The sequence below is a fragment of the Ancylobacter sp. G4_0304 genome (genome assembly GCF_047501495.1).
GTDB lineage: Bacteria > Pseudomonadota > Alphaproteobacteria > Rhizobiales > Xanthobacteraceae > Ancylobacter.
This window is the reverse complement of the sequence record NZ_JAZDRM010000008.1, coordinates 126696-135485: the sequence shown is the minus strand read 5'-3', so window position 1 is coordinate 135485 and position 8790 is coordinate 126696. Positions and strand designations below refer to the sequence as shown.

The window sequence follows — 8790 nt, the reverse complement described above, 5'->3', positions numbered from 1 at the left end:
CCGATCCCGCAAATCCTGGCTGTAGGCGCGCGACATGATCCATCTCCACCACTCCGAACGCGAAGGAAGCAGACATGCCGCGATTTGGGAATCCCGCTCTGAATCGGATCAGCCAGAAACCGCTCTAGAGCCCCGCGCCAGACTTCTTCATAGACCGCATTAATGCGCTTGGCCTCGACCTCGATGGCGAAGTCGGTGCGCGCGCGTTCCAGCGAGGCCGCGCTCCATGCCTGCCGGACCGTGGCGTCCATGTCGATGAAGGCGCTCATGGCGGCGCTCATGGCGGGGACATCGCCGGGCGGGATCAGCTTTCCGGTCACGCCTTCCACCACCAGCTCCGGGAAGGCGCCGACCGTGGTCGCGATCACCGGCACGCCGGTGGCCATGGCTTCCAGCGGGGTGACGCCGAAGCCCTCCCAGCGCTGCGGGGCAACATAGAGATCGAGCGCGCGATACCAGTCCGCCGTCACCGAGGTGGCGACCTCGCCGGGGAACAGGATGCGGTCGGCGAGCCCGGCCCGTGCTACCTTCGCCTTAAGCCCGTCGAGAAAGCCGCTATCCTTGCCGACCGCGCGGCCGAGCACCACGCCGCCCCAGCCGGGACGCGAGGGCAGCGCGGCGATCAGCGCGTCGACGAACACGTCCGTGCCCTTCTGCGCGCGGATGCGGCCCAGACAGCCTGCCAGATGAAGGTCGGGCAGGCCGAGCTTTGCCCGCGCCTGCGCCCTCTCGGCCGGCGGATGGAACACGGCAAGGTCGATGCCGTGGTGAATCACGGTCGAAGGGCGTTCCAGATAGGAGGCGGTGGCGGCGGAGGTCGCGATCACCGCGTCCATGCGCGCGATCTGGAACTTGGTCCAGCGCGTGTGGCGGCGCTGCGAGGCGGAGGTGAAGACCAGCTTCAGTTTCATGCGCAGCAGGTCGCGCAGGACGAGGCCGGCCAGCATCTCGACATTGCGCCGCGCGTGCCAGATGCGCGCGGGGCGGCCGGGCGGCGCGCGCCAGAAATGTCGCAGATCGGCGAAGGAGATGCGGGGCAGCCCGGCGGCGAGGCCGGGGCCGAGCACGGCGATGGAAATGTCGCGGGCCTGATACGGCACCACGCGTTCCAGCGTCGCGGTCACGCCCGAAAGGCGGCGCTTGAAATTCGGCGCGACGGCTTCCAGCCCCGCCGGATCAAGCACCGCCTCCCGGGTCATGAGGATCAGACGAACTGGATCGCGGCGATTTCGTAGGAGCGGGCGCCCTTCGGCGTCACCACTTCCACCGAGGTGCCGAGCTTCTTGCCGATGAGCGCGCGCGCCAGCGGCGAGGAGAGCGAGATGCGGCCGGCCTTGGCGTCGGCTTCCATGTCGCCGACGATCTGCCAGCTGCGCTCTTCCTCGGTGTCCTCGTCGATCAGCTTCACCGTCGCGCCGAACTTCACCACATCGCCGGAGAGCTTGGAGATGTCGATGATCTCCGCGCGCGAGAGCTTGTCCTCCAGCTCGGCGATGCGGCCCTCATTGAGCGCCTGCTGTTCCTTGGCGGCGTGGTACTCGGCGTTCTCGGACAGGTCGCCATGCGCACGCGCCTCGGAGATGGCGTCAATGATGCGCGGGCGCTCCACCTGCTGGCGGTGCTTGAGTTCCGCTTCGAGGGCGGAGTGTCCGCCGGCGGTCATCGGAATCTTTTCCATAGGTCTTTATCGGACCTCCCTTAAAAGCAAACGAAGCCCCCGCGAGGGACCCGGAACCGGCCTTGCGGCCGGGGACAGGTCTCGCGCGAGGGGCTGCGTTTCGTCGTTCGCGAAGGCTGGCGTCGCCTTGCGGCGTGCTCAGCTTCCGTGTGTGAAATAGTCCTGCAGGGCCCGCACTTCCAGATCGCCGCCAATATAGGCCTTGATTCCGCGCGCCGCTGCAATCGCTCCGGACAGCGTGGTGTAATACGGCACTTTGTGCAAGAGGGCGGCGCGGCGCAGCGAGCGGCTGTCCGCGAGCGCCTGGGCGCCCTCGGTGGTGTTGAACACCAGTTGCACCTCGCCGTTCTTGATCGAATCGACGATATGCGGACGGCCTTCCAGCACCTTGTTGATCTTGGTGCCGGGAATGCCCTGCTCGGCCAGGAAGCGCTGCGTGCCCGAGGTCGCCATGATCTTGAAGCCGAGCGAGACCAAGAGCCGCGCCGTCTCCACGATGCGCGGCTTGTCGTCCTCGCGCACCGAGATGAACACGGTGCCGGACTTCGGCACCTTGGTGCCGCCGCCGAGCTGGCTCTTGGCGAACGCGACCGCGAAGGACTTGTCGAGGCCCATCACCTCGCCGGTGGAGCGCATTTCCGGGCCAAGGACCGTGTCGACGCCGGGGAAGCGGGCGAAGGGGAACACCGCCTCCTTCACCGCCACATGGTCGAGCTTCTCGCTCTTCAGCCCGAAGGAGGCGAGCTTCTCGCCGGCCATGATCCGCGCCGCGATCTTGGCGATGGGCTGGCCCACCACCTTGGCGACGAAGGGCACGGTGCGCGAGGCGCGGGGGTTCACTTCGAGGATGTGGATGGTGCCATCCTTGATCGCATACTGCACGTTCATCAACCCGCCGACCTGGAGCGCCAGGGCGAGGTTGCGGGTCTGCGCCTCCAGCTTCTCGATGGTCTCGGCCGAGAGCGAATAGGGCGGCAGCGAGCAGGCCGAATCGCCCGAATGAATGCCGGCTTCCTCGATGTGCTCCATGATGCCGCAGACGAAAGTGTCCGTGCCGTCGGCGAGGCAGTCGACGTCCACCTCGATGGCGTCGGACAGATAGCGGTCGAACAGCAGCGGGTTCTTGCCCAGCAGCGTGTTGATCTGGCCGGTCTTGTCGTTGGGATAGCGCGCCTTGACGTCGTTGGGCACCAGCTCCGGCAGGGTGCCGAGCAGGTAGTCGCCGAGCTGGCTTTCCTCATGGATGATCTGCATCGCGCGGCCGCCCAGCACGTAGGACGGGCGCACCACCAGCGGGTAGCCCAGCTCGGCGGTGACGAGGCGAGCCTGTTCCACCGAATAGGCGATGCCGTTGGCCGGCTGCTTGAGGCGCAGCTTGTCGAGCAGCGTCTTGAAGCGGTCGCGGTCCTCGGCGAGGTCGATGGCGTCCGGCGAGGTGCCGAGGATCGGGATGTCGGCCTCTTCCAGCGCGCGGGCCAGCTTCAGCGGGGTCTGGCCGCCGAACTGCACGATGACGCCGTGCAGCGTGCCATTGGTGCGCTCACGTTCCAGAATCTCGATCACGTCCTCGGCGGTCAGCGGCTCGAAATACAGCCGGTCCGAGGTGTCGTAGTCGGTCGAGACCGTCTCCGGGTTGCAGTTGACCATGATGGTCTCGTACCCGGCATCCTTCAGCGCGAAGGCGGCATGGCAGCAGCAATAATCGAACTCGATGCCCTGGCCGATGCGGTTCGGGCCGCCGCCGAGGATCGCGATCTTCTTCGCGCCGGTCGGGCGGGATTCGTCGGCGGGGGCACCGGCGAAGGGCATCTCGTAGGACGAGTACATATAGGCGGTCGGCGCGACGAACTCGGCCGCGCAGGTGTCGATGCGCTTGTAGACCGGGCGCACGTCGAGCGAGCGGCGCAGCTCCGAGACCTCGGCTTCATGCAGCTTCGCCAGCGTGGCGAGGCGCTGGTCGGAGAAGCCCATGGCCTTCAGGCGGCGGAAGGCGCCGGCGGTCCTGGGCAGGCCGTGCGCCTTGATCTTGGCCTCGGTGTCAACGATTTCGCGGATCTGTTCGAGGAACCACGGGTCGATCTTGCAGCCGGCATGGATCTGCCGGTCGTCGAGGCCTAGCCGCATCGCCTGCGCCACCTGCAAGAGGCGGTTCGGCGTCGGGGTACCGATGGCGGCGCGGATGGCGTTCTTGTCGTCGCCCTGGCCGAGGCCCTCGATCTCGATCTCGTCGAGACCGGACAGGCCGGTCTCCAGCGAACGCAGCGCCTTCTGCAGCGATTCCTGGAAGGTGCGGCCGATGGCCATGGCCTCGCCCACCGACTTCATCGAGGTGGTCAGCACCGGGTCGGCGCCGGGGAACTTCTCGAAGGCGAAGCGGGGGATTTTCGTGACGACGTAATCGATGGTCGGCTCGAACGAGGCCGGCGTGGCGCCGCCGGTGATGTCGTTGGCGATCTCGTCCAGCGTGTAGCCGACCGCAAGGCGCGCGGCGACCTTGGCGATCGGGAAGCCGGTGGCCTTCGACGCCAGCGCCGAGGAGCGCGACACGCGCGGGTTCATCTCGATGACGATCATGCGGCCGGTGGCCGGATCGATGGCGAACTGGACGTTGGAACCGCCGGTCTCCACCCCGATCTCGCGCAGCACCGCCAACGAGGCGTCGCGCATGACCTGGTATTCCTTGTCGGTCAGCGTCAGCGCCGGGGCGACGGTGATGGAATCGCCGGTGTGGACGCCCATCGGGTCGATGTTCTCGATGGAGCAGACGATGATGCAGTTGTCCGCCTTGTCGCGGACGACCTCCATCTCGTACTCCTTCCAGCCCAGCACGCTCTCTTCCACCAGCACCTCGTTGGTGGGGGAGGCGTCGATGCCGCGCTCGATGATCTCGATATATTCGCTCTTGTTGTAGGCGATGCCGCCGCCCTGGCCGCCCATGGTGAAGGACGGGCGGATGATGGCCGGCAGGCCGATCTCGTCGAGCGCTTCCAGCGCCTGAGGCAGCGTCTTGATCTGGCGCGAACGCGGCGTGTCGAGACCGATCTTGGTCATCGCGTCGCGGAACAGCTCGCGGTCCTCGGCCTTGTCGATCGCCTCGGCGGTGGCGCCGATCATCTCGACGTCATACTCGTCCAGGACGCCCATCTTGCGCAGCGACAGCGCGCAGTTGAGCGCGGTCTGGCCGCCCATGGTCGGCAGCAGCGCGAAGCCGCCGGGAATGGCATGGCGTTCCTTCGCGATGATCTTGGCGACGATCTCGGGCGTGATCGGCTCGATATAGGTCGCGTCGGCCAGATCCGGGTCGGTCATGATCGTCGCCGGATTGGAGTTCACCAGCACGACCCGGTAGCCCTCGGCCTTCAGCGTCTTGCACGCCTGGGTGCCGGAGTAATCGAACTCGCAGGCCTGTCCGATAACGATAGGACCGGCGCCGATGATGAGGATGGTGGAAATGTCTGTGCGTTTCGGCATCGGATCCCGTGCGGCTCGCGCATTGCACCGGGCACACGAAAAAGGACGCGTGGTCGACGCGTCCTGGGTGCACCCGGATCAGTTTGTTGGCGGAGGCCTGCTCCGCAATTGCGGCTTCCCTTAAACCAGATTCCTCCGAGGGGGAAGGGCGGCTGTGGGTGGCTAAGCTGCATCCGGTGCAGGGCGGCGATTGACGAGGGGATAAGACTTAGTTATTCGATATTTATCGAAATATGGAATAATTGATGGATCAGCAGCTGATGGTCGCCCTGCTTGCGGCGCTCGCGCATGAGCATCGGCTGGCAATCCATCGCCTGCTAGTCGAAGCCGGGCCCGAGGGGCTGCCGGCGGGGGGCATCGCCGAACGGCTGGGCATCGTGCCGTCCTCGCTCAGCTTCCACATCAAGGGCCTGCTGCAGGCCGGGCTGGTGTCCCGCAGGCGTGTCAGCCGACAGTTGATCTATTCCGCCGACTTCGTTGTGATCAACGCGCTCATCGCCGCGCTGACCGCCAATTGCTGCGGGGGAGAGGCCTGCACGGACGTGCCCGCTGCAGTGGCCTGCTTCCCCGATGCGTCGCCGGCATGAGCATGGACATCGTTTCCCTCGACCGCCGTCTCGCCGCGGAGTTTCTCGGCACCGCGCTGCTGCTGGCGATGGTGATTGGTTCCGGCATCATGGGTGAGCGTCTGGCCGGCGGCAATGTCGCCCTGGCGCTGCTCGCCAACACATTGTCAACTGCCGCAGGACTCACGGTGCTGATCGGTGTCTTCGGGCCGGTCTCCGGCGCGCATTTCAATCCGGCGGTGACGCTGGTGCTGTGGCGGCGGCGGGAGATGACCGGGGCGTGCGCGATGGCCTATGGCGCGGCGCAATTTTTCGGCGGCCTTGCCGGCGTGTGGGCGGCGCATCTCATGTTCGGGGTGCCGGTGCTTCAGGTCGCGACCAAGCTGCGCGATGGCGGCGCGCAGGAATTTTCCGAGGCGATGGCGACGTTTGGGCTGATCGCGACCGTTCTTGCCTGCCGCCGCTTCCGGCTGACGAACGCGCCGCAACTCATCGGGCTCTATATCGCCTCGGCCTACTGGTTCACCGCCTCGACATCTTTCGCCAATCCGGCGGTGACGCTGGCCCGTGCGCTCAGTGACAGCTTCGCCGGTATCGCCCCGGCGTCAGTGCCGGGTTTTATCGCGGCGCAACTCGCCGGTGCCGGCGTGGCGCTGCTGCTGTTTTCCTGGCTGCTGCGAAAGGAGCGCGCCACGTGAGCCCCCCGTTTCCCGTCACGATCTATCACAATCCCGCTTGCGGCACCTCGCGCAACACGCTCGCGATGATCCGCGCGGCCGGCTACGAGCCGGTTGTGGTCGAGTATCTGAAGGAAGGATGGACGCGGGCGCAGCTTGCGGCGCTGCTCGCGGCGATGAAAGCGAGACCGCGCGATGTTCTGCGCATTGCCGGTACGCCCGCGCAGGCTCTGGGCCTGCTCGAGGCGGATGTCACCGATGACCATCTGCTCGCGGCGATGATCGAACATCCGATCCTCGTAAATCGGCCGATCGTGGTCACACCCCGGGGAACCGCGCTGGCGCGCCCCTCCGAACGTGTGTTCGATCTTCTGGAGCAGGTGCCGGACAGTTTCACCAAGGAGGATGGCGAGGTAGTTTGGCCGGTTTCCCGATAGGCCGGACGGGGGTATCCGCCCGGCGCTGCATCGGTGAAGGTGGCCTCAGCCTGCCTTGTTCAAGCGGCCTTGTTCTTGGCGATCATCTCGACGAAGCGGTCGAAGAGGTAATGGCTGTCCTGCGGGCCGGGGCTCGCCTCGGGGTGGTACTGCACCGAGAACACCGGCTTGTCGGAGAGCGCGATGCCGGCATTGGAGCCATCGAACAGCGAGACATGGGTTTCGGTGGCGGTCGCCGGCAGGCTGTCGCGGTCGACCGCGAAGCCGTGGTTCATCGAGGTGATCTCGACCTTGCCCGTCGTCATGTCCTTCACCGGGTGATTCGCGCCGTGGTGGCCCTGGTGCATCTTCATGGTGCGCCCGCCGACCGCGAGGCCGATCATCTGGTGGCCGAGGCAGATGCCGAAGGTCGGCACGCCGGCCTCGATGATGTCGCGGATCACCGGCACGGCATATTCCCCGGTCGCGGCCGGGTCGCCCGGGCCGTTGGAGAGGAACACGCCGTCAGGCTTGAGCGCCAGAATCTCGTCGGACGAGGTGGTGGCAGGCACCACCGTCACCTTGCAGCCGGCACGGGCGAGCAGGCGCAGGATGTTGCGCTTGATGCCGTAATCCACCGCGACGACGTTATAGGCGGGCGCCTCCTGCCGGCCATAGCCTTCCGGCCACTGCCAGGGGGTCTCGTCCCAGGTGAAGCGCTGGGCGCTGGTGACCATGGGCACGAGGTCCATGCCGACGAGGCCGGGCCATTCCGCCGCCTGCTTCTTGAGCGCCGGCAGGTCGAACACGCCATCCGGTGAATGCGCGATCACGGCGTTCGGCATGCCGCCGTCACGGATCAGCGCGGTCAGCGCGCGGGTGTCGATGCCGGAAATGGCGATGATGCCGCGTGCCTTCAGCCACTGGTCGAAATGGCGGGTGGCACGGTAGTTCGACGGATCGGTGATCGCCGAATGCAGCACCACGCCGCGCACGCCGGAGGCGCCGGCCATCGAAACGGTCTCGACGTCCTCCTCATTGGTGCCGACATTGCCGATATGGGGAAAGGTGAAGGTGATGATCTGCCCGGCATAGGACGGATCGGTCAGCACTTCCTGATAGCCGGTCATCGCGGTGTTGAAGCACACCTCGCCGACCGCCTCGCCCGTGGCGCCGAGGCCGAAACCTTCAAGCACCGTGCCGTCCGAGAGCACGAGAAGGGCCGTGGGAAGGGGTTCGGCCCACACATTGTCGTTGGCGCTGCCGCTCATGGTCTTGTTCCTTGCGTCTGTGTGGCCTAATTAGTCGGTTGCCGCGCCGGATGCCAGTCCGAAGACCGGGTATCTGCGCCTCGTGAACCGTATAGCTGCGCGCCGCGCGCGGCCGGACGGGGCGGAGCGGCGACCCGCCGCAAGGGGTGCGGGGCGGAAAACCAGTGGCTTACCAGCGGTGGGACGACGCGCGGAACAGAGACGTTCCGCGACGCGAAAACGCCGCGAGATCATGCGAAAGAGGCCGACGTGCTGCGGGACGCGATCAATACTTCTCTCAAGGATGCGATGAAGACGCAGGACAAGCGCCGCCTCGGCACGCTGCGTCTGGTGAACGCCGCGATCAAGGATCGCGACATCGAGGCGCGTGGCCATGGCCGCGATCCGCTCTCCGACGACGAACTGCTGGGCCTGCTGACCAAGATGATCAAGCAGCGCGAGGAATCGGCCAAGGTTTATGACGAGGCCGGGCGCACCGACCTCGCTACCCAGGAGCGCGAGGAAATCTCGGTCATCCAGGTCTTCCTGCCCAAGCAGATGACGGAAGCCGAATCGCAGGCGGCCATCGCCGCCGTGATCGCCGAAATCGACGCGCACGGGCTGAAGGACATGGGCCGCACCATGGCGGCGCTGAAGGAGCGCTATACCGGCGTGATGGACTTCGGCAAGGCCAGCGGCTCGGTAAAGACCCTGCTCACTGCCGGCTGAACC

General features: G+C 66.4%; 7 protein-coding genes and 1 pseudogene. 4 read left to right on the top strand and 4 right to left on the bottom strand.

Going from position 1 to position 8790, the window contains the following annotated elements; genetic code table 11:
• Positions 1 to 134: 134 nt before the first annotated feature.
• The 3 genes and pseudogenes from VRZ77_RS06860 to carB form a co-directional block, all read right to left on the bottom strand.
• Positions 135 to 1184 (bottom strand): annotated as a pseudogene (locus tag VRZ77_RS06860) (glycosyltransferase family 4 protein); the annotation flags it as partial.
• Between the two features lie 20 nt (positions 1185 to 1204).
• Positions 1205 to 1678 (bottom strand): transcription elongation factor GreA, encoded by a 474-nt coding sequence (greA, locus tag VRZ77_RS06855; protein ID WP_414591920.1) that lies wholly within the window; start codon positions 1676 to 1678, stop codon positions 1205 to 1207.
• A 138-nt stretch (positions 1679 to 1816) separates the two neighbouring features.
• Entirely contained in the window at positions 1817 to 5149 is a 3333-nt protein-coding gene (carB, locus tag VRZ77_RS06850) for a carbamoyl-phosphate synthase large subunit (protein ID WP_414591919.1), read from the bottom strand.
• 245 nt (positions 5150 to 5394) lie between these two features.
• On the opposite strand from carB, the gene VRZ77_RS06845 reads away from it, so the two are divergent.
• Genes VRZ77_RS06845 through arsC form a run of 3 tightly spaced genes read left to right on the top strand, consistent with a single transcriptional unit; the run spans position 5395 to position 6829 of the window.
• Entirely contained in the window at positions 5395 to 5736 is a 342-nt protein-coding gene (locus VRZ77_RS06845) for an ArsR/SmtB family transcription factor (RefSeq protein ID WP_414591918.1), read from the top strand.
• 2 nt (positions 5737 to 5738) lie between these two features.
• Positions 5739 to 6413, top strand: coding sequence for an aquaporin (locus VRZ77_RS06840; RefSeq protein ID WP_414591917.1), 675 nt, complete (start codon positions 5739 to 5741; stop codon positions 6411 to 6413).
• The gene (arsC, locus tag VRZ77_RS06835; RefSeq protein WP_414591916.1) at positions 6410 to 6829 is read left to right on the top strand and encodes an arsenate reductase (glutaredoxin); all 420 of its coding nucleotides are present in this window, start codon (positions 6410 to 6412) and stop codon (positions 6827 to 6829) included. Before VRZ77_RS06840 ends, arsC begins: the two co-directional genes overlap by 4 nt.
• Before the next feature lie 59 nt (positions 6830 to 6888).
• Here arsC and carA read toward each other — a convergent pair whose 3' ends face one another.
• Complete coding sequence (carA, locus tag VRZ77_RS06830; RefSeq protein WP_414591915.1) at positions 6889 to 8079, bottom strand: glutamine-hydrolyzing carbamoyl-phosphate synthase small subunit; 1191 nt, start codon at positions 8077 to 8079, stop codon at positions 6889 to 6891.
• 249 nt (positions 8080 to 8328) lie between these two features.
• Between carA and VRZ77_RS06825 the strand changes: the two genes are divergently transcribed.
• Positions 8329 to 8787 carry a GatB/YqeY domain-containing protein gene (locus tag VRZ77_RS06825; RefSeq protein WP_241617376.1) on the top strand — a complete coding sequence of 153 codons (459 nt, stop codon included), beginning with the start codon at positions 8329 to 8331 and terminating at the stop codon, positions 8785 to 8787.
• The last annotated feature ends 3 nt before the right edge of the window (positions 8788 to 8790 follow it).